General features: G+C 65.1%; 20 protein-coding genes and 2 pseudogenes. 14 read left to right on the forward strand and 8 right to left on the reverse strand.

Annotation, left to right across the window (positions count from 1 at the left end; genetic code table 11):
* Positions 1-109 precede the first annotated feature (109 nt).
* The 5 genes from ACIGJB_RS20345 to ACIGJB_RS20365 form a co-directional block, all read right to left on the reverse strand.
* Positions 110-682, reverse strand: a complete 573-nt coding sequence (locus tag ACIGJB_RS20345; RefSeq protein WP_483734097.1) for an NADPH-dependent FMN reductase — start codon at positions 680-682, stop codon at positions 110-112.
* 321 nt (positions 683-1,003) lie between these two features.
* Positions 1,004-2,131: a 2-aminoethylphosphonate--pyruvate transaminase gene (locus ACIGJB_RS20350; protein WP_483734098.1), complete on the reverse strand. Its 1,128-nt coding sequence runs from the start codon at positions 2,129-2,131 to the stop codon at positions 1,004-1,006.
* A 68-nt stretch (positions 2,132-2,199) separates the two neighbouring features.
* Entirely contained in the window at positions 2,200-3,948 is a 1,749-nt protein-coding gene (locus ACIGJB_RS20355; RefSeq protein ID WP_483734099.1) for a putative 2-aminoethylphosphonate ABC transporter permease subunit, read from the reverse strand.
* Positions 3,945-5,075, reverse strand: coding sequence for a putative 2-aminoethylphosphonate ABC transporter ATP-binding protein (locus tag ACIGJB_RS20360; RefSeq protein WP_483734100.1), 1,131 nt, complete (start codon positions 5,073-5,075; stop codon positions 3,945-3,947). The genes ACIGJB_RS20355 and ACIGJB_RS20360 overlap by 4 nt, the downstream gene beginning before the upstream one ends.
* 74 nt (positions 5,076-5,149) lie before the next feature.
* The gene (locus ACIGJB_RS20365; RefSeq protein WP_483734101.1) at positions 5,150-6,175 is read right to left on the reverse strand and encodes a putative 2-aminoethylphosphonate ABC transporter substrate-binding protein; all 1,026 of its coding nucleotides are present in this window, start codon (positions 6,173-6,175) and stop codon (positions 5,150-5,152) included.
* A gap of 181 nt (positions 6,176-6,356) precedes the next feature.
* Between ACIGJB_RS20365 and ACIGJB_RS20370 the strand changes: the two genes are divergently transcribed.
* From ACIGJB_RS20370 to ACIGJB_RS20385, 4 genes are all read left to right on the forward strand, one after another.
* A complete protein-coding gene (locus tag ACIGJB_RS20370) occupies positions 6,357-7,046 on the forward strand; it encodes a phosphonate utilization associated transcriptional regulator (protein WP_483734102.1) in 690 nt (229 codons plus the stop codon).
* Between the two features lie 29 nt (positions 7,047-7,075).
* Complete coding sequence (gene phnA, locus ACIGJB_RS20375; RefSeq protein ID WP_483734103.1) at positions 7,076-8,311, forward strand: phosphonoacetate hydrolase; 1,236 nt, start codon at positions 7,076-7,078, stop codon at positions 8,309-8,311.
* Between the two features lie 150 nt (positions 8,312-8,461).
* Positions 8,462-9,904: a phosphonoacetaldehyde dehydrogenase gene (gene phnY / locus ACIGJB_RS20380; RefSeq protein WP_483734104.1), complete on the forward strand. Its 1,443-nt coding sequence runs from the start codon at positions 8,462-8,464 to the stop codon at positions 9,902-9,904.
* 44 nt (positions 9,905-9,948) lie between these two features.
* Positions 9,949-11,340, forward strand: coding sequence for an FAD-dependent oxidoreductase (locus ACIGJB_RS20385; RefSeq protein ID WP_483734105.1), 1,392 nt, complete (start codon positions 9,949-9,951; stop codon positions 11,338-11,340).
* An 82-nt stretch (positions 11,341-11,422) separates the two neighbouring features.
* On the opposite strand, the gene ACIGJB_RS20390 is transcribed toward ACIGJB_RS20385, so the two are convergent.
* Entirely contained in the window at positions 11,423-12,382 is a 960-nt protein-coding gene (locus tag ACIGJB_RS20390; RefSeq protein ID WP_483734106.1) for a LysR family transcriptional regulator, read from the reverse strand.
* A gap of 130 nt (positions 12,383-12,512) precedes the next feature.
* Between ACIGJB_RS20390 and ACIGJB_RS20395 the strand changes: the two genes are divergently transcribed.
* The 5 genes and pseudogenes from ACIGJB_RS20395 to ACIGJB_RS20415 all read left to right on the forward strand — a co-directional run.
* Positions 12,513-13,682 carry a M20 aminoacylase family protein gene (locus ACIGJB_RS20395; RefSeq protein WP_483734107.1) on the forward strand — a complete coding sequence of 390 codons (1,170 nt, stop codon included), beginning with the start codon at positions 12,513-12,515 and terminating at the stop codon, positions 13,680-13,682.
* 87 nt (positions 13,683-13,769) lie between these two features.
* Complete coding sequence (locus ACIGJB_RS20400) at positions 13,770-15,098, forward strand: MFS transporter (protein WP_483734108.1); 1,329 nt, start codon at positions 13,770-13,772, stop codon at positions 15,096-15,098.
* Between the two features lie 272 nt (positions 15,099-15,370).
* Complete coding sequence (locus tag ACIGJB_RS20405) at positions 15,371-15,760, forward strand: hypothetical protein (protein WP_483734109.1); 390 nt, start codon at positions 15,371-15,373, stop codon at positions 15,758-15,760.
* Positions 15,761-16,321: 561 nt separating this feature from the next.
* Positions 16,322-16,516, forward strand: a pseudogene (locus tag ACIGJB_RS20410) (biotin/lipoyl-containing protein); the annotation flags it as partial.
* A 2-nt stretch (positions 16,517-16,518) separates the two neighbouring features.
* Positions 16,519-17,652 (forward strand): annotated as a pseudogene (locus tag ACIGJB_RS20415) (dihydrolipoyl dehydrogenase family protein); the annotation flags it as partial.
* 599 nt (positions 17,653-18,251) lie between these two features.
* On the opposite strand, the gene ACIGJB_RS20420 reads toward ACIGJB_RS20415, so the two are convergent.
* Positions 18,252-18,503 (reverse strand): RraA family protein, encoded by a 252-nt coding sequence (locus ACIGJB_RS20420; protein WP_483734110.1) that lies wholly within the window; start codon positions 18,501-18,503, stop codon positions 18,252-18,254.
* A gap of 27 nt (positions 18,504-18,530) precedes the next feature.
* Here ACIGJB_RS20420 and ACIGJB_RS20425 point away from each other — a divergent pair, with 27 nt between their 5' ends.
* The 3 genes from ACIGJB_RS20425 (at position 18,531) to mdeB (ending at position 21,684) form a co-directional block, all read left to right on the forward strand.
* On the forward strand, positions 18,531-18,704 hold the full coding sequence (locus tag ACIGJB_RS20425; RefSeq protein WP_483734111.1) for a hypothetical protein: 174 nt from the start codon (positions 18,531-18,533) through the stop codon (positions 18,702-18,704).
* Positions 18,655-18,831, forward strand: coding sequence for an FCD domain-containing protein (locus tag ACIGJB_RS20430; protein WP_483734112.1), 177 nt, complete (start codon positions 18,655-18,657; stop codon positions 18,829-18,831). Before ACIGJB_RS20425 ends, ACIGJB_RS20430 begins: the two co-directional genes overlap by 50 nt.
* A 180-nt stretch (positions 18,832-19,011) precedes the next feature.
* Positions 19,012-21,684: an alpha-ketoglutarate dehydrogenase gene (mdeB, locus tag ACIGJB_RS20435; protein ID WP_483734113.1), complete on the forward strand. Its 2,673-nt coding sequence runs from the start codon at positions 19,012-19,014 to the stop codon at positions 21,682-21,684.
* A gap of 108 nt (positions 21,685-21,792) precedes the next feature.
* Here the strand turns inward: mdeB and ACIGJB_RS20440 are convergent, their stop codons facing one another.
* Positions 21,793-23,544, reverse strand: coding sequence for a dipeptidase (locus ACIGJB_RS20440; RefSeq protein ID WP_483734114.1), 1,752 nt, complete (start codon positions 23,542-23,544; stop codon positions 21,793-21,795).
* A 251-nt stretch (positions 23,545-23,795) separates the two neighbouring features.
* Here ACIGJB_RS20440 and ACIGJB_RS20445 point away from each other — a divergent pair, with 251 nt between their 5' ends.
* Together ACIGJB_RS20445 and ACIGJB_RS20450 are read left to right on the forward strand one after the other, a co-directional pair.
* On the forward strand, positions 23,796-24,527 hold the full coding sequence (locus ACIGJB_RS20445) for a glutathione peroxidase (RefSeq protein WP_483734115.1): 732 nt from the start codon (positions 23,796-23,798) through the stop codon (positions 24,525-24,527).
* A 140-nt stretch (positions 24,528-24,667) separates the two neighbouring features.
* Positions 24,668-26,068, forward strand: coding sequence for a dihydrolipoyl dehydrogenase (locus ACIGJB_RS20450; RefSeq protein WP_483734116.1), 1,401 nt, complete (start codon positions 24,668-24,670; stop codon positions 26,066-26,068).
* Positions 26,069-26,107: the final 39 nt, after the last annotated feature.

Consider the following 26,107-nt stretch of genomic DNA (forward strand, 5'->3'; position numbering starts at 1 on the left):
GCGAAAACGGGCAAGAGCGACCCCTATACGGACGGCGCGAAAAAGCCATGAGGCGCTGCAGCGACGCGCCGCTGCCAAGGCGCGCCGCTGCGCCAGCCGGAATGTCGGGCTAGGTGGTTCTCGGCAGTACCGTCAGAACCCTGACGACAAAGGCATGGAACTCTGACATGTAATGACGCAGGAACTCTTCCGTCGAGGCATCGGTGACCTCTCCCGCCTCGGTGATCAGGCCGGGCCGGAACTGGATATAGGCTTCCGGCGCGTTCATTTGCGGTGAATTGCAGAAACTCAGCAGGCCGCGCAGGTGCTGCTGCGCCACCGCGGTACCGATGGCTCCCGGGGACGTGCCAATGACGGCCGAGGGCTTGTGGGTGAAGGAGTTCTTCCCATACGGACGGCTGGCCCAGTCAATGGCGTTCTTGAGGCCGCCGGGTATCGAGCGGTTGTACTCGGGCGTAATGAACAGCACCGCATCGACATCCGCGATGGCCTGCTTGAATGCCTTGGCCGCCGGTGGGAAGTTGTCGTCATAGTCGTAGCTGTAGAGCGGAAGCTCCTTGAACGAAATCTCGGCAAATTCCAACTCCGGCGGGGCCAGCTTGATCAGCGCCCTGGAAAGCGTGCGATTGATGGAAGCCTTGGCCAGGCTTCCGATCAGGTAGCCGACTTTATAGGTTGCCATACGGACTCCTTTATTGGTGATTTGAACGACCGGGCCCAAGAGAGGGGGCTTCAACTGCGAGTCCCGGACTCCGTCCATGGCACGAAGTGAAACCCACTGGTGCTGCTTGTCCACCGCGAATCGCTGCTGCGGTGCTCTCTATGATAGGAGGCTTGCGAGCGTCGCGCACCGGGGCGACGTTCTCTGGCAATGCATTCCTGGCCGTTACCTTGCCCGCGCCGTCAGGTTACAAAGAGTCCGGCTTCGTGCGCCGGGGCCAATCCCCGGCGGCGCTCTGCTATGTCATGGCACGAAGATCTTCCAATCGTCCCGGCTCAACCGTCACGCGGCAACGGCCGGCCCGATCTCGATGCCCATCCCGGCCAGGACTTCGCCGATAGCCTTCACCGCGCCGGGGATGCCGGCGTCGCCGAAATGGCCGATGCATCCTACGCGGAAGGTCTCGATCTCGGTCAGCTTGCCCGGATACAGGATGTAGCCGCGCTGCTTCACGGCCTGATAGAAGGTCTTGAAGTCGTAACGGGAATCGGCCGGCGCATGGAACGTGACGATGATCGGTGCCTGCACCTCGCGCTCGAGGTAGGGCTTCAAGCCAAGCGCCTCCATGCCGCCCACCAGCAATTCGCAGTTGCGGGCGTAGCGCGCACCGCGGGCCGGGAGTCCGCCTTCTTCCACATATTGCTGGAGCGCCTGGTCCAGCGCCGCGACCACGTGCGTCGGCGGCGTGAAGCGCCACTGCGTGGTTCTCTCCATGTATTTCCACTGGTCATAGAGGTCGAGCGAGAGCGAGTGGCTGTTGCCTTCGCAGCGCTCCAGCGCGATGCGGCGGGCGATCACGAAACCCATCCCCGGCACCCCCTCCAGGCATTTGCCCGAGGCGGCAATGACGGCGTCAAACGGGGTGGTGCGGGCGTCGATATCGATGGCGCCGAACGAGCTCATCGCATCGACGATCAATCCGCGCCCGTGCTTCGCCACGACCTGGGCGATTTCATCGAGCGGGTTGAGCACGCCGGTACCGGTTTCGCAGTGGACCACGGCGACGTGGGTAATGGAACGGTCCGCTGCCAGCAGCCGATCGATGTCCGCGGCCCGCATCGGCCGGTCCTCGGGATACTCGATCGTGGACAGGCGCCGGCCAAGCGTCTTGCAGATCCTGGCGATGCGCTGGCAATACGCGCCGTTCACGGGCACCAGCACATGGCCGTCGCGCGGCACCAGCGTGCCGATGGCGGCCTCCACGGAAAAGGTTCCACTGCCTTGCATGGGCACGCATTCGTGCGTGCCTTCGCCGTGGACGATGGCCAGCACCCGCTGGCGAATGCGGGTGGTAATGGCGTTGAAGTCAGAGTCCCACGAGCCCCAGTCGCGCAGCATGGCTTCGCGCGTTCGGTCCGAGGTGGTGAGGGGGCCGGGAGTGAGCAGAATAGGGCAGGGCGTGGCGGTCACGGGTGTCTCCTGACGTTGGGTTTCAGGCGGTCGGTCTGTCGGCATATCGGTATGTCATAGCGTAGCGTTCAGTGGCGGGCCAGGTCGCGCCAGCCTTGCGTGCGTCGCAGCAGCACGCGGGTGCACAGGGCATAGACCAGGCAGATAGCGGTGGAGGTCAGCACGATCAGGCTGGCAAGGGCTGCTGCGGGACCGATGTCGCCGGCATCGTCCATATGCATGATGGCAACGGAGGCCAGGATGGTTTCAGGCGTGTAGAGAAAGATCACGCAGGACAGCGTGGCCATCGACACCACGAAGTAATACCGGGCGATATCGAGCACCGCCGGCAGGCATACCGGCAGCGTGACACGCAGGAAGGTGCGCCATTGCGGGACCTTGAGCGACGCCGATACCGCTTCGAATTCATCATCGATCTGCTTGAGCGCGGTAATGGCTGTCAGGTGGCTGGATGTGTAGTAGTGAATGATGGTCGACTGGATCACCAGGGCCATCGTGTTGTAGAGGAAGTTGAGGGGATTCGCGGGGTGGTTGAAGAAGATCACATAGCCCAGGCCAAGCACCAGTCCCGGCACAGCCATCGACAGTACGGCCAGAAAATGCATGACCGGCCGCATCAGCCCCAGGTTGCGGGTCTTCTCGATCAGGTAGGCGCCCGTGAAGACAATGAGCGAGCCAGTCAGCGCCGTAGCCGTGGCAAGCACCAGGCTGTTCTTGTAGGCGCTGGCCATGTCGCTTTCGAACAGCACGATGCGGTAGTTCTGGAGGCCGAGCGTCAGGTCATAGGGCCACAGCTTGATCAGCGAGGTGTAGACGGCCATGCCGACCACTGCGAGCAGCAAGGCGCAAACCAGTGCGCAGTAGGCGCCCAGCAGGGCGTTGGCCCAGGCATTGGGCTTGGGCACGTAAGGCACCGACCGTGCCGTGAGTTGGGCCCGCAGCTTGCGGCGCACCACGGTATCGATCATGAAAGAGAGCACGGATGGCACCAGCAGCAGCACGCCCACCACCGCGCCCATCGAAAAGTTCTGCTGGCCGATCACCTGCTTGAAGACGTCGATGGCCAGCACGTTGAAGTCGCCGCCGATCACCTTGGGCGCACCGAAGTCGGAGATGACGTACGTGAAAGTCACCGTCGCCGCGCTGATCAGGCCGTACTTGCACGAGGGCAGGGTAACGGTAAAGAACGTGCGCCGGGTACTGGCGCCGAGGGCGCTGGCCGCTTCGTAGAGGCGCCCGTCCGCCAGCGACAGCGCCGTGACCAGGATCATCAGCGCATGGGGGAAGGTGTTGTAGACCTCCGCGATGATGATGCCCCGCGCGCCGTAGATCGATGCCCCCCCAAGCAGCGGCTTGAGCAAGCCCTGGTTGCCGAACCATTGCACGAACGAGATGGCGGAAAGCAGGGACGGCGCCAGCAACGGGATCAGCGCGACCAGGCGGAACACTGCCTTGAGCGGCGCCGGCAGGGTGCTGCGCGTCAGTGCATAGGCGAAGACGAAGGCCAGCGGCACCGAGATGCCGACCACGCTGGCTGCAAGCACCACCGAGTTGCGCGCCGACTGCATCAGGGACGGCGTCCTGATGTAGGCGGCAAAGTGAGCGAGCCCGACAAAATGGCCATCACGATCGAGCACGGCATTGGCAAGGATGGCGCACATCGGCGCCAGCAGGAAAAGGAACAGCGCCAGCAGCACGCAGGCCAGCACGGCGCGGGCGACGATTTCGTCCCAGTTCCAGCGGGCCAGCCAGCCAGCGTGGGTCATTTCGGGCGCTTGGGGTGATCGGGGCGTCTGGGGCAGCGCGATCTCTTTCATCGTCTTGCTCCGCTCGCCGCGAAGGCCTGGATGCGGCTGGCGCGCAGCGCAATGCTCAGGGGCTGGCCGGCGCGGATGCCATGGTCGTGGAACTGGTCCAGGGAGAACTGCAGGCTTAGCGACTGCCCCGCCAGCTGCTCGCAGCTCACCTCGGCCATGCAGGTGTCGCCCAGGAACTCGACCTTTTCGATGTTGACGGTCAGCTGATTGGGCGTGTCGCTCGCGATCTGGCCGATATGCCGGTCTTCAGGCCGAAGGTAGAGATTGATGGCCGTGCCTGGCTCGAACTCGCGGCTGCAGCCATCGCAGATCAGTTCCAGCGTGCCCACGCGGTAGCGCCGGCCACCGAGCGCAGTGCCGGCCAGCACGTTCACGCGCCCGACAAAGTCCGCCACGAAGGGCGTGGCCGGGCGTTCGTAGACCTCCAGCGGCGTGCCGACCTGCTCGATCACCCCGTGGTTCATGACGACGATCCGGTCGGCCATGGACAGTGCCTCTTCCTGGTCGTGCGTGACCATGATGGTGGTCACGCCCACCTGTTGCTGCAGGCGCCGGATCTCGCCGCGCAGGCGCACGCGTTCAAGGGCATCGAGCGCTGACAGCGGCTCGTCGAGCAGCAGCAGGCCGGGCCGGGTGGCCAGCGCGCGCGCCAGCGCGACGCGCTGTTGCTGGCCACCGGAAAGCTGGCTGGGATACTTGCGCCCGGAGGTCGGCAGCCCCACCAAGTCGAGCAGTTCCTGCACCCGATGCGCAATCTCGGCCCGGCTGTTGCGACGGTTCGCGAGACCGTAGGCCACGTTGTCGGCGATCGTGAGGTTAGGGAACAGGGCATACGACTGGAATACGATGCCATAGTCGCGCCGGGCGGGAGGCAGCACGGAAATGTCGCGCCCGAGCTGGAGGATGGTGCCGGCGCTTTGCTTCTCCAATCCGGCGATGATGCGCAGCAGCGTGGTCTTGCCGCAGCCCGACGGTCCAAGGAAACACAGCATCTCGCCCTGGCAAACGGTCAGGTCGATATGCCGCAGGGCGGTGAACGTTTCGAATTCCTTGCGCACGCCCCGGATCTCGAGAGCGGGCACGCCGCCGGCGCGGGTAGCGACGAACTTGGCGCTGGTCATTTCCATGTGTGTCCCCACAGTGTGGTGATGGCTACGATGGCGATGATGAGCGGGGCGCCCTGGCGCCCCGTGAGCGTGGCTTACTTGGCTTCGGCCTTGCTATCGTAGCGCTTGCTCCACTCGGCAAGGATGCGCGAGCGATTCTTGGCGGCCCACTGGAAGTCGTTGCGGGCGAAGCGGCTCTCATAGTTGGGGGGAATGCCGTCCAATGGCTTGGCAACGCCGGGGTAGGCCACGACAGCCCACCAGTTGGCGCTGATCTGGTTCGCATCGCGACTGGCCATCCAGTCGGCGAAACGCCTCGCCTCCGCCAGCTTCTTCGTCGTCTTCATGATGCTGGTGGCCTCGATGTCCCAACCCAGGCCCTCGGTGGGGAAGATCAGGTCGACCGGGGCGCCGGACTTGCGCACCTGGTGACCCCGGAACTCGAACGAGATGCCGATCGGGAATTCGCCCGTAGCCGCCTGCTTGCACGGCTTCGAACCGGAGTGCACATACTGGGCGATATTCTCGTGCAGGCCGTCCATGTACTTCCAGCCATCGGCCTCTCCCCACATCTGCAGCCAGGCCGCCACATCGAGATAGCCAGTGCCGCTGGAAGCCGGGTGGGGCATCGAGATGCGGCCCTTATAGACCGGCTTGGCCAGGTCCTTCCAGCTCTCCGGCTTGGGCAGGCCCAGCTTCTGCGCCTCCACCCGGTTGAAGCAGATCGTGGCCGCCCAGACGTCCATGCCGACCCACTGCGGCGGCCGGGCGGTATCGGAATAGTTGGGGGTCAGTTGCTGGAAGCCCTTGGGCTCGTAGCCCTGCAGCATGCCTTCCTGTGACAGCAGCACCAGGCTGCTGGCGGCAAGCCCGGCGACCACGTCGGCCTGCGGGTTGGCCTTTTCTGCCAGCAGGCGGGCGGTCACGATGCCGGTGGAATCCCGCACCCAGCGCACTTCGATATCCGGGTTGGCTTTCTCGAAACCGTCCTTGTAAAGCTTCATCGCGTCCGTTTCGAGCGCGGTATAGACCGTGAGCGTGGTCTTCTGCTGGGCGGAGGCGATGCCCGTAGTCACTACCAGCGCGGAGGCGCAAAGCGCCATGGCGAAGGAATTCTTCATGCTCTGTCTCCTGTTAGCCAGATCTGTCGTCTGCCTGCTGCCTTTCCCGGTGTGTCGGTGTGTCGTTTGGCACCCCTGCGGTAAGATGAAATCAATGTAGAACGTAGGCCGAAGACTGTCAACGTAAGATTGCCAACTGTTGACAATTTACAATTCGCGAACTTTAATGGGAGCCATGGGAATGTCCGACGCCATCCAATTACTGCGTTCAAGCTCGCTGCCAATGCTGGTGCAGGAGGAGATCGAACGCCTGATCATGACTGGCGAACTGCCGCCGGGCACGCGCATCAACGAGAGCGACATCGCTGCCCGCTATGGCACGAGCCGGGGTCCGATTCGCGAAGCGTTGCGGGCGCTGGAGGAAGCGGGGCTAGTCCGCAACGAGAAGAACCGCGGGGTCTTTGTGCGCGAGATTTCGGTGGAAGAGGCCGATGAAATCTACGAGCTGCGCGAGGCCCTGGAGGAAATCATCGGCAAGCGTGTGGCGCAGCGCGTCAACGCAACGCTGGTGAGCGAACTGAAGCAGCTCCTGGGCGCCATGGAGGAGGTCGCCAACCAGAAGGAAGCGGCCGAGTACGCGTCGCTGAACCTGCGGTTCCATGAACTGCTGCTGGAACACGCGGGCAGCAACAAGCTGACCGAGACCTACCAGCGCCTGGTGAAGGAGCTGCACCTGTTTCGCATGCAGGCGCTGACCCAGGGCGGGGGACTTGATGTCTCCGCCGACGAACACCGCACGATCGTGGACGCCATCGTCGCGGGCGATGCCCGCCGCGCCGGCGCCGCGCTGCGCGCGCACGTGGCCGCGAGCCGTGGACGCATGCTCAAGGCGCACCGGAAGGCGCATCCGGGCAGTAACAAGGAACCATGAGCTGACGCTCATTATCAAGGGGATTGGAAATGGGAACGACGAAGGCCGAGAGCATCGAAGTCAATGGCAGGACCTACCGCTGGATGGACCGCCCGGTGGTCGTGGTATGCGTGGACGGCTGCGCGCCGGAATACCTGCATGCTGCCACCGAAGCGGGCGTGGCGCCTTTCCTGCGGACCGTCATGCAGGACGGGACGAGCCTGCTGGGCGACTGCGTGATTCCCTCGTTCACCAACCCCAACAACCTTTCCATCGTGACCGGGGCGCCGCCATCGGTCCACGGCATCTGCGGCAACTATTTCTTCGATCGCGAGCTCGGCGCAGAAGTCATGATGAACGATCCGAAGTACCTGCGCGCCGGCACTGTGCTGGCGGCCTTCGCGAACGCCGGGGCGAAAGTGGCAGTGGTCACCGCCAAGGACAAGCTGCGCAAGCTGCTCGGCCATGGCATGCGCGGCATCTGCTTTTCGTCGGAGAAGGCCGATCAGGTCACGCAGGCGGAGAACGGCATCACCGGTGTCGTGGAGATGGTGGGCATGCCGGTACCGTCGGTCTACAGTGCCGAGCTGTCCGAGTTCGTATTTGCCGCCGGCGTCAGGCTGATGGAGCGTGAGCGGCCTGACCTGATGTATCTGTCCACCACGGACTACGTTCAACACAAGGCTGCCCCGGGCAGCCAGGCGGCAAACGCGTTCTACCAGATGATGGACGGCTACCTGAGCCAGCTCGACGCGCTGGGCGCGACGATTGTGCTGACCGCCGACCACGGCATGAACGACAAGCACGGCGCCACCGGCGAGCCCAACGTCATCTACCTGCAGGACCAGCTCGACGACTGGTACGGCGAGGGTGCGGCCCGCGTCATCCTGCCTATTACCGATCCCTATGTGGTCCACCATGGCGCCTTGGGCTCGTTCGCCACCATCTATGCGCCGGATGCCGAGAGCGCGGCCCGCTGGATTCCGCGCATCGCGGACATCGACGGCATGGAAAGCGTGCTCACACGCGAGGAGGCCGCCGAGCGCTTCGGACTGCCGCCCGATCGCATCGGCGACATCGTCGCGGTCTCGCGGCAGAACGTCGTGATCGGCACATCCAAGTCCAGGCACGACCTGTCCGGCCTGGACGCGCCGCTGCGCTCCCATGGCGGGGTGTCGGAGCAGGTCGTGCCACTGCTCTGCAACCGCGTGATGGTCGGGCTGAAGCCGGCCCGCCGCCTGCGTAACTTCGACGCGCTCGACCTCGCGTTGAATTACGCCGCCTGACGGCGAATGCAGTTCAGAGCCAACCCCCGTCGTTCCCGCGTAGGCGGGAACCCAGTGACTTCATCCCCGAAGGGGACGTTAACGACGCTGGATTCCCGCCTGCGCGGGAATGACGGGGGTGGTTGATATCGAGATCAAAAGGAGACCAACATGAACACGCCAGCCACCTCCGGCATCCGTCACGAAGCGCTGCGCATTGCCGGCGAAAAGGTTTATCGCGATCGCGTGATCGAGGTGACCTATCCCTACACCGGCGAAGTGATCGCCACGGTGCCAAAGGCCACCATTGAAGACGTGCGCCAAGCCCTGCGCATCGCCCACCAGTACCGCTCGACGCTGACCCGCTACGACCGCTATCGCATCCTGATGCGCGCCGGCGAGATCATCGCGCAGCGCAAGGAAGAGATCGCGACCCTGATCACCCTGGAATCGGGACTGTCGCTCAAGGACACGCTCTACGAGGTTGGCCGCGCTTCCGACGTGCTGCTGTTCGCCGCCAACCAGGCGCTGGTGGACGACGGCCAGGTTTTTTCGTGCGATCTCACACCCCATGGCAAGAGCCGCAAGGTCTATACGCTCAAGGAACCGCTGCTGGGCGCCATTTCGGCCATCACGCCATTCAATCACCCGCTTAACCAGGTGATTCATAAAGTGGCGCCGGCGGTGGCTACCAATAACCGCATGGTCCTCAAGCCGAGCGAGAAGACGCCGCTGGCCGCGTTCGCGCTGGCCGACATCCTCTATGAGGCCGGCCTGCCGCCGCAGATGTTGTCGGTCATCACCGGCGACCCCCGCGAGATCGCCGACGAACTGCTGACCAGCCCCTACGTGGATCTTGTGACCTTCACCGGCGGCGTGTCGATCGGCAAGTACATTGCTGGCAAGGCCGCCTACAAGCGCCAGGTACTGGAGCTGGGCGGCAACGATCCGATCATCGTGATGGAAGATGCCGACCTGGAAGAAGCCGCCACGCTGGCTGCGGGCGGGTCGTACAAGAACTCCGGCCAGCGCTGCACCGCGGTGAAGCGGATGCTGGTGCAGGAATCCGTGGCCGACCGCTTTGTTGAATTGCTGGTGGCCAAGACGCAGGAAGTGAAGTACGGCGATCCGCTGGATCCCGCGACGGACATGGGCACGGTGATCGACGAGGCAGCCGCCATCCAGTTCGAGTCGGTGGTGAATGCCGCCATCGCAGGCGGCGCGCGCCTGCTGGCCGGCCACAAGCGCGACGGCGCACTTTACGCGCCTACCGTGCTCGACCACGTGGACCCGGAAATGGCCGTGGTCAGGCACGAGACCTTTGGCCCCGTCTCGCCGGTGATCCGTTTCAAGGATATCGACGACGCCATCCGGATTTCCAATGGCACGGCCTATGGGCTGTCGTCGGCGGTCTGCACCAACCGGCTCGACTACATCACCCGCTTTATCCGCGAACTGCACGTGGGCACGGTCAACGTGCGCGAAGTCCCGGGCTATCGGCTGGAGATGACGCCGTTCGGCGGCATCAAGGACTCCGGCCTGGGCTACAAGGAAGGCGTGCTCGAAGCGATGAAAAGCTTCTGCAATACCAAGACCTACTCGCTGCCCTGGTAGGACGGCAGCACCACCGTACCGGCATTGCAACTTCGGAGCCATCCATGCGCCCTTTCTGGCTGGAACAAGCCCTTCTCGGCGATACGGATCTCGCCCCTGCATTGCGCGGAACCAGGCAGGCCGACATCTGCATCGTTGGCGGCGGATTCACCGGCCTGTGGACAGCGCTGCAACTCAGGCAAAAGCGACCGTCCCTGAAGATTACCGTTCTCGAAGCAGACATCTGTGGTGCAGGGGCAAGTGGACGGAACGGCGGTTGCATGCTGACCTGGTCAACCAAGCTCTTTACGCTGGCCCGGCTGTTCGGGGAAACGGAAGCAAGGCGGCTGATACGGGCGTCCGAGGATGCGATCCCCGCCATCGCCGAGTTTTGCCGCGCTCATGGCATCGACGCCGAGTTGCGCATGGATGGCACCATCTATACCGCCACCAATCCTGCGCAGGAGGGTTTGCTCGATCCGGTCGTGCAAGCGCTGGAGGCGTGGGGGCTGAATAGCTGGCAGCGCCTGAGCACCAGCGAAATTGCTACGCGAACGGGCTCCGCCCGCAACCGCTCCGGCTTCTTTTCACCGTTGGCCGGCACGGTACATCCGGGAAAGCTGGTTCGCGGCCTGCGTCGCGTGGCGCTGAGCCAGGGCATCGAGATCCACGAGCGCTCGCCGATGATATCCATGGTGGATGCCGCGCGTCCCGCCGTCGTGACGCCGAGTGGACGCGTTGAAGCCGGCCACGTTGTGCTGGCACTCAATGCCTGGATGCCAACTGTGTTCCCACAGTTCGAGCGCTCGGTAGCCATTGTGTCGAGCGACATGATCATGACCGATCGCTGTCCCGACCTGCTTGCCAGCATCGGTCTGGATCATGGCACCTCGGTGCTGGATTCACGCACGTTCGTCTATTACTACCGCACCACCCGCGACGGGCGCCTCATGCTTGGCAAGGGAGGCAACACGTTTTCCTACCGGGGGCGCATCGTGCCGGTCTTTAACCAGGCATCCCCGTACGAGACCATGCTCACGCACAGTCTGCGCGCGTTCTTCCCGGCCCTGAGCGATGTGCCGGTGATTGCCAGCTGGAACGGCCCCTCGGACCGGTCTGCAACCGGATTCCCTTTCTTCGGTTACCTGAACGGAAACCGGGCAATTTCCTACGGCTTCGGCTATTCCGGCAATGGCGTGGCGCCAAGCTATATGGGTGGCCAACTGCTGTCCTCGCTGGCATTGGGGGAAGACAATGCCTGGACGCGTTCGGGCCTTGCCAAGGGCCCCCTTGGCCAGTTTCCTCCCGAACCGGTGCGTTACCTTGGGTCACTGCTGGTCCGCAACGCGATTCGCCGCAAGGAAAGCGCCGAAGACCGTCACACGGAACCGTTCTTGCTCGACAAGTTCCTGGCCCGCTTCGCCCAAGCCGCCGGTAAGGCCGATAAGGCGGCCTGAGCGCAAGCGGATAGCCGCCACGGACCGACGCGTACATAACAATTCGGTACGCCACGAATCATGAGAGCTCGAACGCTGACGCTCAGTACAACACCTCCAGCTCGTCGAACAGCTCGCTGTCCTTCTGCGCTGCCGAGCGCGCACGGCGCCGGATCTCCTGCAGCAGGCAGTCGGTGAAGCACTGCGCCGCGGGACTGCGCACCGCGTTGTGGCGCGTGATGATGCCGAGCCGGCTGGTCTCGAACTGCTCGGCCAGGGCAAAGGCGTGGACCCAGCCGCGCATCGGCTCGGACAGCAGTAGTGGCCGCGGGCAATAACTGATCATGTCGGCATTGCGGACCAGTTCCGGCAGCAACGCGGTGGAGTGCGCGCGATGCAGCCGGGACGGGTCAATCTGTGCATCATGCTGCCAGAAGAGGTTGCGCATAAAGGACTCGTAGGTGGCTGCTGTGTAGTTGACGACCCAATCCTGCCCCAGCAGTTCGTGCAGCTTGCATGCCTGCGCGCACGGATGGCCGCGCCGGGCGATCACGCACGAGGTGTACGCAAGCAGCGGCTCGCACTCGAATTCTTGCGTGGACATCGCGGCCGTGAACGGCCCCACGGCAAAGTCCAGCGTGCCTTCGCGCAAGCGCGGCAAGGCCACCGCGGTCAGGCCCTCGAAGATCTCCACCTGCACGCCCGGCATGCGTTCGCGAAAACGCAGCAGCACCCGCGACAGGAACGTCAGCATGACCCACGGCGTGACGCTGATGCACAGCCGCCCCACGCCTTCGCCACGCAGCGTGGCCAGCTCTTCACTGGCGCGTGCAAGCTGGCCCACCACCAGACGTGCATGGCCGAGCATCCGCTGACCCGCCGCGGTCAGCGCCACGCCGCTCGCAGTGCGCGAGAGCAAGGGCAGCCGGGCTTCGCTTTCCAGTTCGCGCAGCGCCTTGGTAACCGCTGCCTGCGACAGTCCGGCCACACGTGCGGCGGCGCGGATGCTGCCGGCATCGGCAACGGCGACCAGCGCCTGGATCTGGTGCAGTTTCATCGACATGATGGATGGGTGGGTGACAACCAGGGGTTGTCAGGATAACAGTTTTGCGGCTATCAGCCCGGGCGGGCGATGCCTAAGATCGCGGCACGCAATCTCGCAATTCCCCGCTAATAACATCCCCGGAGACCCCATGCATCCAGATCCCGTCCTGCCCGGCATCCGCGCCATCGAAGCCGAGATGGTGGACCTGCGCCACCGCATCCATGCCCATCCCGAGCTGGGCTTCGAGGAATTCGCCACCAGCGACCTGGTGGCCGAGTGCCTGCAGGCATGGGGTTATGCCGTACATCGCGGCCTGGGCGGCACCGGCGTGGTCGGCACGCTGCGCCACGGCGACGGCCCCTCCATCGGCCTGCGCGCCGACATGGATGCGCTGCCGATCCGTGAAACCACGGGCCTGCCGTATGCCAGCAAGATCGACGGCAAGATGCACGCCTGCGGCCATGACGGCCACACTGCCACGCTGCTGGCCGCGGCGCGCTACCTGGCCGGGCACAAGTCCTTCCAGGGCACGCTGCACGTGATCTTCCAGCCGGCCGAGGAGGGCATGGGCGGCGCGCGCGAGATGATCAAGGACGGGCTGTTCCGGCTGTTCCCGTGCGATGCGGTGTTCGCGCTGCACAACATGCCCGGACACCCGACCGGCAAGTTCGGCTTCTTGTCCGGCGCGTTCATGGCGTCCTCCGACACGGTCACGATCCGCGTGACGGGGCGCGGTGGCCACGGTGCGGTTCCGCATCGGGCGGTCGATCCGGTGGTGGCCTGCGCGTCGATGGTGATGGCGTTGCAGTCGGTGGTGTCGCGCAACGTCAACCCGCTGGACATGGCCATCGTAACCGTCGGCGCGATCGAAGCCGGCAAGGCGCCTAACGTCATTCCCGAGAGTGCCGAGCTGCGGCTGTCGGTGCGCGCGCTGAAGGCCGAAGTGCGCGACCTGCTGCAGGCGCGCATCACCGCGCTGGCGCATGCCCAGGCGGACAGCTTTGGTGCCAGCGCCGAGGTGCATTACGACCGCCGCTACCCGGTGCTGGTCAACGACCCGGCCACCACGGAACTGGCGCGCGAGGTTGCCCGCGAGTGGCTGGGCGAGAGCGGTCTGATCGGCGACATGGTGCCGCTGACCGGCAGCGAAGACTTCTCTTTCATGCTGGAGGCGTGTCCTGGCTGCTACCTGATCGTCGGCAACGGTGACGGCGAGGGCGGCTGCATGGTCCACAACCCCGGCTACGACTTCAACGACGAATGCCTGCCGCTTGCCGCCACCTATTGGGTCAAGCTGGTCGAGCGCTACCTGCGCTGAGCCGCAATCCGCTGAGCCGCACCCCAATCGCCATCGCCAATGACCGGCCCTCAAAGGCCGGCGCCACCTCACCCACGGAGACACCGAATGCCCGCTTCCCTGCCTGCGCAGCCGCTGGACGGCGCTTGCGCCGCGCACCCGGCTGGCCGCGCCGTACCGCGCCGTCGCGTCATTGCCGCCATCACCATCGGCAACGGCCTTGAGTTCTACGATTTCACCGTCTACAGCTTTTTCGCGGTGCTGATCGGCAAGCTCTTCTTCCCCGTCAGCGGCAGCTTCGGCCAGCTGATGCTTTCGCTGGCCACGTTTGGCGTGGGTTTCGTTGCCCGCCCGCTCGGCGGCCTGATGATCGGGCTCTACGCCGACCGGGCCGGACGCAAGCCGGCCATGACGTTGACGCTCTGGCTGATGGGGCTGGGCTCGCTGCTGTTCGTGGTTTCGCCGACCTACGCACAGGCCGGGCTGGCCGCGCCGATGCTGATCGTATTGGCGCGGCTGCTGCAGGGGTTTGCACTGGGCGGCGAGGTCGGTGCATCCACAGCGCTGCTGATGGAGTACGCCGACGACCATTCACGCGGCTACTACGGCAGCTGGCAGTTGTTCAGCCAGGGCGTCAGCGTGCTGCTCGGTGCAGTGGTGGGGCTGTCACTGACTAACGGCCTGTCGCCCGATGCGCTGCAAAGCTGGGGGTGGCGCGTGCCGTTCGCAATCGGCATCCTGGTCATTCCGCTCGGCCTCTATATCCGCCGGCACCTGGAGGAAACCGCCGAAGCGCCCGCCGCCGCAACGGCGACGGGCCACGAACGCGCCGGCCTGGCCGAGGTCTTCCGTGGGCACGGCCGCGTGGTGGTAGCTGGCGTTCTGCTGACGATTGGCGGCACCTCCGCTACCTATATCGTGCTGCACTACATGACCAGCTACGCGGCGACTGTGCTGAAGATCCCGCTCGGGCTCAGCATGAGCGCAGGCTGTGTCGCAGCCCTGGTGCAAGTGGCATTGTCCTCGTACGCCGGCAGGCTGTCCGACCGCATCGGGCGCAAGCCCGCCATCTTGTGGTCCCGCCTCGCTATGCTGGTGCTGGTCTATCCCGCCTTCCTGCTGCTCAACGCCAGGCCATCGCTTGGCACGCTGCTTGCCGTGGTCGCCATGCTGGCTTTGCCGCTGGTGCTGAACGTGGTGCCATCCGTAGTGCTCATCACCGAGCTGTTCCCCCGCCGCATCCGCGCCAGTGGCCTGTCGGTCGTCTATTGCATTGGCGTGCTGGTGTTCGGCGGCTTCGCACAGCTGATCGCCACCTGGCTGATCGACCTGACCGGCAATGCCAGCGCGCCGGCGCTGTATGTGATTGGCTGCGGCGTGCTATCGCTGTGCGGGCTGTTGATGGTGCCGGAGACGGCGGGCAAGCGACTGGATTAGAGCACCAGTCATCTGACGGCGGACGTGGCGGACGCAGTGCCGTCGTTCGCGTTGGCCGCCGGTGCAAACCTGAATTGCTACAAGGTGACAGTGCCGGCTTCGCCTGTATGGAAGCCGGCTTGATCAGATTCGCACCGTTGCGCGCGAATAACGCCTCGCATGCCCGATGGCAAGCCTCGTAAATGCCCGTTGCAAAATCGAACAGAATGTCAGAGGCCGTGCCGCTACAGTGATTACTCCCAGGCCTTAGGGCTATTCCAGGAGGTAATCGAATGAAGCAACATCTGGCGAAATCCCTGTTGATGGCCGGCGCGATGCTCGCGTCGTACCCGCTGTTCGCACAGCAGGTCCAGCCCGCTCAGCCGACTCAGCCGATGCAATCGATCCAGCCGGCGCCTGCGGCTCAGCCGATGCAAGGCGCTCAGGCAATCCAGCCCGCACCCGCGGCAGCCAATGCCGCAGCCGGGGCCATGCCTGCCGGCGGCAATACCTACGCGCAGACCGCTGGACAGCCGAGCCAGCCGGGAATGACGACCGGACCGGTCGATCCGACCGTGGCCGGCGGCGCGGGCCAGGGCATCGATCCGGCCAGCGCGAGCCTGGCGCCCGATGCGCTCGGCACCCGCCTTGGCCGGCGCAGCCCGTTCCTCGACGGGGCCTGAGCGGGCCACGTTATTCATGCCCGCACGCGGTTGCGCCTCACTGGTGCCGACGCGCCAACAGCGCTACGCAAAGCATGGCACGGCCCGAGTCAATAAGCATCGTAGTAGCGGGCGGGCAAGACGGCGGCAAAGTCGTCCACGCGAGTTTGCCGTCGCCACACAAATCGCGGAAGGTTCGCGATGACTTACCACGTAGCCCCACCAGCCTTCCCTTGGCAACAGCTACGCGATGAGTGGGTAGGGGGAACGTGCGGGCCAGTTTCTGCCAGGCCTGTCCCTCCACCTTGCCCGGCCGCAGCGCCCCGGAAAAGAGGCGCCGGAATTTTCCCTTACGAAATTCGAGCGAGACCAGCATCTTGTGCCGTGATGGTCGGCAAAGCCAATGAAACACAGGGGAAAGTGCTGCGGATATCGATCTAAGATCTTCTCGGTCATGCATGGCCAAAAGGCGGGACATCCACGCCGAAGCATAGGCCGGATGGCGGCAGATGCGGGCTCCATGTGTGCGTGATGTGACTGAGCGCCAGAGCCCAGGGGCGGCTAATGATCACGAGGGAAGGAATGATTCAGGTTTTCGAAATCAAGGTGCCGGACATCGGCGACTTTGGTGCAGTGCCCGTCATCGAGGTGCATGTGAAGCCCGGCGAAAGCGTCAACGTGGAAGACGCGCTGGTCACGCTGGAATCGGACAAGGCGACCATGGACGTGCCGTCCCCGCAAGGCGGCGTGGTCAAGGAAGTCACGGTCAAGGGGGGCGCATGGCCAAGGCACGCAAGGTGCAGGTGGTGCGCGGCAACGGCACGTTCCTCGATCCGCACCACCTGGAAGTCGATGCGACCGAAGGCGAGGGCAAGCAGGCCACGGGCAAGAAGACCGTGATCCGCTTCGAGAAGGCCATCATCGCCGCCGGTAGCCAGGCGGTGAAGCTGCCGTTCATCCCGGAAGATCCGCGCATCGTCGATTCGACCGGCGCGCTGGAACTGCCCGAGGTGCCGAACAAGATGCTGGTCATCGGCGGCGGCATCATCGGCCTGGAAATGGCCACGGTGTATAGCACGCTGGGCGCGGACATCGACGTCGTGGAAATGCTGCCGGGCCTGATGAACGGCGCCGACCGCGACCTGGTCAAGGTCTGGGAGAAGAAGAACAAGGACCGTTTCGGCAAGGTGATGCTGAACACGAAGACCGTCGCGGTGGAAGCCAAGCCGGACGGCATCTACGTGAAGTTCGAAGGCGATCAGGCCCCGGCCGAGGCGCAGCGCTACGACCTGGTGCTGGTGTCGGTGGGCCGTTCGCCCAACGGCAAGCGCATCGGCGCCGAGAAGGCCGGCGTGGCCGTGACCGATCGCGGCTTCATCAATGTCGATGCGCAGATGCGCACCAATGTGCCGAACATCTTCGCGATTGGCGACGTGGTCGGCCAGCCGATGCTGGCGCACAAGGCGGTGCACGAGGCCCACGTGGCCGCGGAAGCCGCGCACGGCGAGAAGGCCTACTTCGACGCCAAGCAGATTCCGTCGGTGGCCTTCACCGATCCGGAAGTGGCCTGGGCCGGCCTGACCGAGGACCAGTGCAAGGAGCAGGGCATCAAGTACAGCAAGGGCGTGTTCCCGTGGGCTGCTTCGGGCCGTGCCATTGCGAATGGCCGCGACGAGGGCTTCACCAAGCTGATTTTCGATGAGGAAACCCATCGCATCATCGGTGGCGGCATCGTCGGCACGCATGCCGGCGACCTGATCAGCGAAGTCTGCCTGGCGATCGAGATGGGCGCGGACGCGGTGGATATCGGCAAGACGATCCACCCGCACCCGACCCTCGGCGAGTCGATCGGCATGGCCGCGGAAATCTACGAAGGGACCTGCACCGACGTGCCGCCGCCGCGGCGGCACTGAATCTGCCAGCTGGTTGGGGCGATGATCATCCCACCATCGGTCGGACGCCTACGGCTGCGCTGCGCGCACTCAGTGAACACCGAGGGAAGGGAAGAGAAGAGGCGAAACGGAAGCACCAGCATCTGCGCCGTTGATGTCGTCCCGTCTGCCGACTACTGAGCCGCGCAGCAGCCGAAGGCGATGATGCGATGGCGGTGGCAGTGTCGGGCCACGGACAGGTTCGGGGCTGGTTCAATCATTGTTGGAGAGCCTGCAGGCGGGCGCGCTCCACGCGGCAGGCAGCCGCGCAGTCTCTGAAGTTCATACCCGTACGAAATTCTTCGCACGCTACGATCAATATTCGTCCGCTAGGACAAGTCAACGCGTTTCTTTGCCTACTTTCTTGTCGCTCGGACAAGAAAGTAGGTCGCCGGCTACGCCGGCGAAACAGCGGCGCCTGGCAAGAAAGCCGCCCCCGCAATTCCCCGAAGAGCCTTTTCCGATGGGACGGAATGCAGAATCTCCTTCCAGTGAGCGCAGTTCAGTACTGCTGATCCGCCGCCGTCGCGCTGATCGCCTCCGGGCTGATGAGCACGGCATCCGCGTCGCAATAGACCCATTCACCAGGCCAGAACGTCACGCCGCCGAAGGCCAGGGCGATATCGTCTTCGGCGCCCCGGTTGCTCGGCGGCATTGCGCAATGCCGTCGTGCCCAGTGCCTTGACCCCGATGTCGATGCCATTGACGGTCTTGCTGTCGCGAATAACGCCATGGATGACCAGCCCGGCCCAGCCGTTCTTTGCCGCCAGGCCTGCCAGCCGGTCGCCAAACACGCCGATGCGAAGTGAGCCACCCACGTCGACCACCAGCACGCGGCCGGCACCCGGCGTCGAAACCTGATGTACCAGGCTTCCCGGCTCAGTGTCGGACTGTCCCTCTACAACACCAACAACCCCGCTGCCACCGCCACCAGCAGGACCACCACGCTGGCGGCCAACTACGACGCCGGCTTCGCCACCTTCTATGGCGACGTCCAGCTCCAGCGGCGAGCCGCTGCAGGAATCCGTCAATGAGCACCGCCAGATTGCCCAGGCGATCGTAAGTGGCGATGCCGACAAGTCCGCCCAGTTGATGCGCGATCACCTCAGGCGTGCCAGCGAATTCGTGAATCGAATGCCTGCCGATACCTTCCGGCCGTGAACAGGCTCAAGGTCGGCATCGAGCTGAAATAACGGGTCGGATGCGATTGGCGGCATAGCCTTCTGTCATGCCTGCCGTTCGCCGTGATTTGTGCTTCGAGCGGCCGCGGGCGCCGGGCATCTCGGCATCCCATGCCGTGGCACCGTCCCTAGAATGGGTGTCACTAATGGAGACACCGCGATGACGAACAATGCTCTGGCCCAGGCCGGGTTGCATGCCCAGATCGAAGGGCAAGGGGACGCCGACCCGCAGGAAACGCGCGAATGGCTTGACGCGCTCGAGGGCGTGGTCGCGCAATGCGGGCACGAGCGTGGCCGCTACCTGCTGGCACGGCTGCTGGACAAGGCGCCCGCATTGGGCCTGCCGATCAAGGCGCACGGCAGCACGCCCTACGTCAACACCATCCCGCTCGACCAGCAGCCGCAGTATCCCGGCGACGTCGCCATGGAAGAACGCATCACCGCGATCGTGCGCTGGAATGCCCTGGCCATGGTGGTGCGCGCCAACAAGGCCTATGGCGAGCTGGGCGGCCACATCGCCAGCTATGCGTCGGCTGCCGAGATCTTCGAGATCGGCTTCAACCACTTCTTTCGTGCCGATGGCGAAGCGGGCAAGGGCGACCTGGTCTATTTCCAGCCGCATTCGGCGCCCGGTGTCTATGCCCGCGCGTATCTCGAAGGACGGCTGGACGAAGCGCAGCTGAGCCGCTACCGGCAAGAGGTGGACGGCGGCGGCCTGTGTTCGTATCCGCATCCGTGGCTGATGCCGGATTTCTGGCAATTCCCCACCGGTTCGATGGGGATCGGGCCGATCAGCGCCATCTACCAGGCCCGCTTCCTGCGTTACCTGGAGCATCGCGGCATCGCCGAGACGGCCGGGCGGCGCGTGTGGGGCGTATTCGGCGACGGCGAGATGGACGAGCCCGAGTCGATCGCCGCGCTGTCGCTGGCCGCGCGCGAGAAGCTCGACAATCTCACGTTCGTCATCAACTGCAACCTGCAGCGGCTCGATGGCCCGGTGCGGGGCAACGGCCAGATCATCCAGGAACTCGAATCGCTGTTCGCGGGCGCCGGCTGGAATGTGATCAAGGTGGTCTGGGGCTCGGACTGGGACGCGCTGTTCGCGCGCGACCGCAACCACGTGCTGCTGCGCCGCTTCGCCAGCATGGTAGACGGGCAGTACCAGACCCTGGGCGCCAACGATGGCGCCTACAACCGTGCCCACTTCTTCGACCTGGATCCGGACCTGCAGGCGCTGGCGGCGCATATGTCGCCCGCGGAGATCGACAGTCTGCGCCGCGGCGGGCACGACTTCCGCAAGCTGTATGCCGCCTTCGACGCCGCACGGCAGCACCCGGGGCGACCCACCGTCATCCTGGCCAAAACCAAGAAGGGCTACGGCATGGGCCAGGCGGGCGAGTCGCGCAACACCTCGCACCAGCAGAAGAAGCTCGACGTGGAAGCGCTGCGCGCGTTCCGCGACCGCTTCCAGCTCCCGCTCGATGACGAAGCCGTAGAGGCCATGCGCTTCCTGAAGCCCGCGGACGACAGCCCGGAGCAGCGCTACCTGCATGCCCGCCGTGCCGAACTGGGCGGCTACATGCCCCGGCGCAGCACCACGGCGCCCGCCGTGCCGGTGCCGCCGCTCGAAAGCTATGCACAGTTCGCGCTGCAGCCGGATGGCCGCGAGGTGTCGACCACCACCGCCGTGGTACGCCTGTTCACCAACCTGCTCAAGGACAAGGCGCTCGGCCCGCGCATCGTGCCGATCGTGGCCGACGAGGCGCGCACCTTCGGCATGGCCAACCTGTTCCGCCAGGTGGGCATCTACTCGCCGCTGGGCCAGCTCTATGAGCCCGAGGACGCGGCCTCGATGCTCTATTACAAGGAGTCGAAGGACGGCCAGTTGCTGGAGGAGGGCATCACCGAGGCCGGCGCGGTCTCGTCATGGACGGCGGCTGCCACCTCGTACAGCGTGAACGGCGTGGCCATGCTGCCGTTCTACATCTACTACTCGATGTTCGGCTTCCAGCGCATCGGCGACCTGATCTGGGCTGCGGCCGACCAGCGTGCGCGCGGCTTCCTAATCGGCGCCACCGCGGGCCGCACGACGCTGTCGGGCGAAGGCCTGCAGCACCAGGACGGCACCAGCCACCTGATTGCTTCGACCATCCCCAACTGCCGCGCCTACGACCCCGCCTTCTCCGGCGAGGCCGCGGTCATCATCGACCATGGCAGCCGCCGCATGCTGGAGCAGCAGCACGACGAGTTCTACTACCTGACCGTCACCAACGAGAACTATGCACAGGCGCCGATCGACCCTGCGCAGCACGCCGACGTGATCCGCGGCATGCGCCGCCACGGCGCCAGCGGCACCGGCGCGCCCGCGGTGCGCTTGCTCGGTTCCGGCGCGATCCTGCGCGAGGTGATCGCCGCTGCCGGCATGCTCGCCGACGAATGGGGCGTGAGCGCCGAGATCTGGAGCGTGACCAGTTTCTCGGAACTGGCACGCGAGGCGCAGGCGGCCCAGCGCACGCGCCTGTTCGCGCCGGAAGACCCCGAGACCAGCCACGTCGAGCGTTGCCTGGCTGGCGATGCGCCGGTGGTCGCGGCCAGCGACTACGTGCGCGCCTACGCGCAGCTGATCGCGCCTTATGTGCAGGCGCCGTACATCGCGCTCGGCACCGACGGCTTCGGCCGCAGCGACACCCGCCCGGGGCTGCGCCGCTTCTTCGAAGTGGACCGCCAGCACATCGTGCTTGCGGCGCTGGCCGAAGTTGATCCGGTCAAGCACGGCGAGGCCATGCGCAAGTACGGCAAGGATGTATTGCCCGCGGCGCCGTGGCAGCGTTGATGCGTTGCGGAGCCGCTTGATGCGGCTTCGGATCGGCCACGCGGCAAGCGCGAAGATGGCAGCCTCGGGTCGCCTTTACCCGGACGGCCTCGGCGTTTCCCTGCCGCCTTACTGCATCTTCGCCAGGTTACCGATCCGCACCATCATCTCGGTGAACATTTGCAGGTCCAGGTCGAGATCGGCGACTTCCTTGTACTCCCTGGCGTTGTGGGCGGTGTATTTCTTACCCGGCATCGCTGGCCCGAAGTTGATGGCATTGGGCAGCAGCTTGGCGGTGGTGCTGCCGGCGGTGGCCACGGGTTTGGCTTCGAGCCCGGTAGTGTCGCCGAAGATGTTGAGCAGCGTGGCAAGCCAGGCACCCTTGGGGTCGCGGGCCATCCAGTTGCCCTGGTCATACTTGATCTCGACCGTCGAACCCGTGGACGCCGCCCACTTGTAGATGCGCTGCACGGCCTTGCCGCTCAGCGCCTCGGGCGTGCTGCCGCGCGGCATGCGCACATTGGTGACGACCTCGACGGAGTCGGCTTGCTCGCGCACCTGGGTCGGGGACATGGTCAGCGGGCCCATGAACGGATCGCGATAGGCCAGCCCCATCTTCTCGCCCAGGTAGCCCAGGCCATACAGGTCGGCGATGTAGCGCGCGGCCCGCAGGTACTGGTTGTCGGCGAGCTGCAGGCCTCCAGCCTGCAGGAACATGGCCAGGCGCGGCAGCGGGTTGACGCCTTCCTCGGGGCGCGAGCCGTGGGCCGACACGCCCGTGACCTTGACCTCGACATCATCGCCATCGCGCTTCAGGTCGATGCTGAACTTGCCGCCCTGCGGCGTGGTCTTGCGCAGGAAGGCGGCGCGGGCGCCGTCGAGCGCCGCCATCACGGTCGCCGGATTGCCGCCGGCGATGCGCGCGACGGCCGTCTCGGGCACGCTGTTGGCCGATGCGGCGCCGCGCATGGACACGATGGCCGGCTGCTTGCCGTCGGTGCGCAGCGCCGGGAACATGACGCGCAGCGCGCCGGAACCCTTCTCTGCCACCACGGCCGGGTACTTGCTGTCGAGCACGATGTTGTAGTCGGGCAGCGCGTTGCGTTCGCGGTAGTACTTCATGCCGTCGCCACCGGTTTCCTCGGTGGTCTCGATCATCAGGCGCACGCTGCGCTCCAGCGGCAGGCCGCTTTCCTTGACGGTCTTCATGGCGTAGAGCGCCGCGGCAATCGATCCCTTGTCGTCGATGGTGCCGCGGCCGTACAGGTAGCCGTCCACGCGCGTGACGGTGAACGGATCCAGCCGGGTGCCGTTGTCGAGCACCCATTCGTCGGCGACCGCCGGCACGACGTCCGCATGGGTCAGGATGCCGAAGGTGTCCAGGCCCGCGCCAGGCAGCGTGACTTCGAACACGCGGTTGTCGATATTGCGATAGACCAGGCCGAAGGACTTCGCCATGCCCTCGACCAGCTTGCCGAACTCAATGATGGCGGGACTCTCGTGCGGCGGAACCTTGTCGTCGCGCACCGTGCGCAGCGCGACCATCTTGCCCAGGGCGTCGATCACCGCCGCCTCGTTGCGCAGCCGGTTATAGACACCAAGCAAGCGCCCCATATTGACAAGGTTGTCGCCACTGAGCGGGGTCCCGGCCTGCCAGGCGGCCACGGCCGGCGCCGCGGCCGATTCTGCCTTGGCCGCGCTCGCCAGGAAAGCTTCCAGGCTGGCCGGCGGGCCCGATTTATAGGTGGCGATCAGGGTGTCGAGGGCGGGCTTGCGCAGCGTCTCGGCCCCGGCCGGGCACGCCAGCGCCAGCGATAACGCAAGCAGGGAGATCAGCCGGCCATGGCGGCGGCCGGCATTCAGGGGGGATGGGCGGAGCATCAGGACTACCGGTGATTCCGATGGATATCGGGAGATGGCCGCATGATAGGGCACTTTTGTGTTCGGTAGAAAAATGTGCGTGACTTTATGGACGCTTTTTGCTGTCGGTAATGGGAGCCTGATCACGTTGTGATAGCTATTACTAATTGCATCGGTTTAAACGATGAATCATACAAATCACATCGCGATCGACAGAATGTGGTTCATCGCTGCAGCACGCAGCAAACCACAGAAACCAAGGAGTCATTACGATGCTGCAATCCCGTGAAGGCCAACGCGTTCCCAATGTCGCTTTCCGTATCCGCCAGGACAACGAATGGAAGACGGTCACCACCGGTGAGTTGTTCAACGGCAAGACCGTCGTGCTGTTCTCGCTGCCCGGCGCCTTCACGCCGACCTGCTCGTCGACCCACCTGCCGCGCTACAACGAACTGGCGCCCGCGTTTGCGAAGCAGGGCGTGGACGAGATCCTGTGCGTCTCGGTCAACGATACCTTCGTGATGAACGAGTGGGCCAAGGACCAGGAGTCCGCGAACATCACCATGATCCCCGATGGCAATGGCGAGTTCACCGAAGGCATGGGCATGCTGGTGGACAAGGCCGACCTGGGCTTCGGCAAGCGCAGTTGGCGCTATTCGATGCTGGTCCGCGACGGCGTGGTCGAAAAGATGTTCATCGAGCCGGATGAGCCGGGCGACCCGTTCAAGGTGTCTGACGCGGACACCATGCTGAACCACATCGCCCCCGATGCGAAGCGCCCGGACCAGGTCGTTGTGTTCTCCAAAGTGGGCTGCTCGTTCTGCGCCAAGGCCAAGCAGCAACTTTCGGATGCCGGCTACGAGTACATCGAAGTGCCGCTGGACAATAAGGTGCGCGGCAAGGTGCTGGGCGCCGTGTCAGGTGAAATGACCGCGCCGCAGGTGTTCATCAACGGCAAGCTGGTCGGCGGCGCCGCCGCGCTTGAACAGTACCTGGCCAGGTAACTCCGGTATCACGACCGCACTTCGCGGTCCGGCAGTCGCCGGACCCGATGGCACCGCGCTGCCTGCGTGGCGCCATCCAGCCCGCCGATTGATGACTGATCGATTTCAAGCACAACCCTGAAGGGAAGGAACCGCACGCCATGAAGACCATCCAGACCGACGTCGCCGTCATCGGAGCAGGCACCGCCGGCCTCGCCGCCTATCGCGCCGCCATTGCGGCAGGCAAGCGCGCCGTGATCATCGAAGGCGGCCCCTATGGCACCACCTGCGCCCGCGTGGGTTGCATGCCGTCCAAGCTGCTGATCGCCGCCGCCGACGCCGCGCACGAACTGCGCCACACGGCCCCGTTCGGCGTGCATGTGGACGGCAATATTCGCATCGATGGCCGCGAAGTCATGGCCCGCGTCCGCAGCGAACGCGACCGCTTTGTCGGTTTCGTGGAGCGCGGCGTGGAAACCATTCCCGCGGCGGACCGCGTGCGTGGCTATGCCCGCTTTATCGACAACACCACGCTGGAGGTGGCCGCCGCCGATGGTGACATCACCGTGCGCGCCAGCCGCGTGGTGATCGCCACCGGTTCGCGTCCGGTCGTGCCGGCGCCGTTCAAGGTGTTCGGCGACCGCCTGATCGTCAACGACGATGTCTTTGCGTGGGAAGACTTGCCGCGCAGCGTCGTCGTGTTCGGCCCCGGCGTGATCGGCCTGGAGCTTGGCCAGGCACTGTCGCGCCTTGGCGTGCGGGTCCGGGTATTCGGCGTGCGCGGCTCGCTCGGCCCGCTGACCGACCCTGTCATCCGCAGCCATGCGAACGAGACCTTCCGCAATGAGTTCTACCTCGATACCGAGGCCGATGTCACGGACATGGCCCGTGAAGGCGACCTGGCTCGCATCACCTACACCGACCGCGAGGGCAAGTCCGTCACGGAGACGTTCGACTACGTGCTGTGCGCGACCGGCCGCGAGCCCAATGTGCGCGGCCTGGGGCTGGAAAACGCGGGCCTGGAACTCGATGCGCGCGGCGTGCCGGTGTTCGATCCGGCCACGCTGCAGTGCGGCGTATCGCCGGTGTTCATTGCCGGCGATGCCAACAATATCGTGCCGCTGCTGCACGAAGCCGCCGATGAAGGCAAGGCCGCTGGCGAGAACGCTGCCGCGTACCCTCAGGTGAAGCCGCTCGCGCGCCGCGCGCCGATTGCGGTGGTGTTCTCGGACCCGCAGATCGCCATGGTCGGCCAGCGCTTTGCCGACCTGGCCGAAGGCAGCTTCGTCACCGGCGAGGTCAGCTTCGAGGACCAGGGCCGCAGCCGCGTCATGCTGAAGAACCGCGGCCTGATGCACGTGTATGCCGACAAGGCGAGCGGCTGTTTCCTGGGCGCCGAATGGACTGGCCCGCGAGCGGAGAACATTGCGCACCTGCTGGCGTGGTCATATCAGCAGGGCCTGACCATCGCGCAGATGCTGGGCATGCCGTTCTATCACCCGGTGGTGGAAGAGGGCCTGCGTACGGCGTTGCGCGATGCGGCGGCAAAGCTGGAGGGCTGAGCGGGCCAACGCCCCCGGGGCGGCGGGAGCCGACCCCTC

The sequence above is a fragment of the Cupriavidus sp. C2SS-8b genome, from assembly GCF_057073745.1.

Bases quoted from the DNA above. Each gene is read 5' to 3' on its own strand.
- ACIGJB_RS20385 (WP_483734105.1), top strand. From the start codon at position 9,949: ATGCGCCCTTTCTGGCTGGAACAAGCCCTTCTCGGCGATACGGATCTC.
- mdeB (WP_483734113.1), top strand. From the start codon at position 19,012: ATGACGAACAATGCTCTGGCCCAGGCCGGGTTGCATGCCCAGATCGAA.
- ACIGJB_RS20405 (WP_483734109.1), top strand. From the start codon at position 15,371: ATGAAGCAACATCTGGCGAAATCCCTGTTGATGGCCGGCGCGATGCTC.
- ACIGJB_RS20445 (WP_483734115.1), top strand. From the start codon at position 23,796: ATGCTGCAATCCCGTGAAGGCCAACGCGTTCCCAATGTCGCTTTCCGT.
- ACIGJB_RS20430 (WP_483734112.1), top strand. From the start codon at position 18,655: ATGGCGACGTCCAGCTCCAGCGGCGAGCCGCTGCAGGAATCCGTCAAT.
- ACIGJB_RS20370 (WP_483734102.1), top strand. From the start codon at position 6,357: ATGTCCGACGCCATCCAATTACTGCGTTCAAGCTCGCTGCCAATGCTG.
- phnY (WP_483734104.1), top strand. From the start codon at position 8,462: ATGAACACGCCAGCCACCTCCGGCATCCGTCACGAAGCGCTGCGCATT.
- ACIGJB_RS20360 (WP_483734100.1), bottom strand. From the start codon at position 5,075: ATGGAAATGACCAGCGCCAAGTTCGTCGCTACCCGCGCCGGCGGCGTG.
- phnA (WP_483734103.1), top strand. From the start codon at position 7,076: ATGGGAACGACGAAGGCCGAGAGCATCGAAGTCAATGGCAGGACCTAC.
- ACIGJB_RS20365 (WP_483734101.1), bottom strand. From the start codon at position 6,175: ATGAAGAATTCCTTCGCCATGGCGCTTTGCGCCTCCGCGCTGGTAGTG.
- ACIGJB_RS20425 (WP_483734111.1), top strand. From the start codon at position 18,531: ATGTACCAGGCTTCCCGGCTCAGTGTCGGACTGTCCCTCTACAACACC.
- ACIGJB_RS20450 (WP_483734116.1), top strand. From the start codon at position 24,668: ATGAAGACCATCCAGACCGACGTCGCCGTCATCGGAGCAGGCACCGCC.
- ACIGJB_RS20355 (WP_483734099.1), bottom strand. From the start codon at position 3,948: ATGAAAGAGATCGCGCTGCCCCAGACGCCCCGATCACCCCAAGCGCCC.
- ACIGJB_RS20440 (WP_483734114.1), bottom strand. From the start codon at position 23,544: ATGCTCCGCCCATCCCCCCTGAATGCCGGCCGCCGCCATGGCCGGCTG.
- ACIGJB_RS20400 (WP_483734108.1), top strand. From the start codon at position 13,770: ATGCCCGCTTCCCTGCCTGCGCAGCCGCTGGACGGCGCTTGCGCCGCG.
- ACIGJB_RS20390 (WP_483734106.1), bottom strand. From the start codon at position 12,382: ATGTCGATGAAACTGCACCAGATCCAGGCGCTGGTCGCCGTTGCCGAT.
- ACIGJB_RS20395 (WP_483734107.1), top strand. From the start codon at position 12,513: ATGCATCCAGATCCCGTCCTGCCCGGCATCCGCGCCATCGAAGCCGAG.
- ACIGJB_RS20345 (WP_483734097.1), bottom strand. From the start codon at position 682: ATGGCAACCTATAAAGTCGGCTACCTGATCGGAAGCCTGGCCAAGGCT.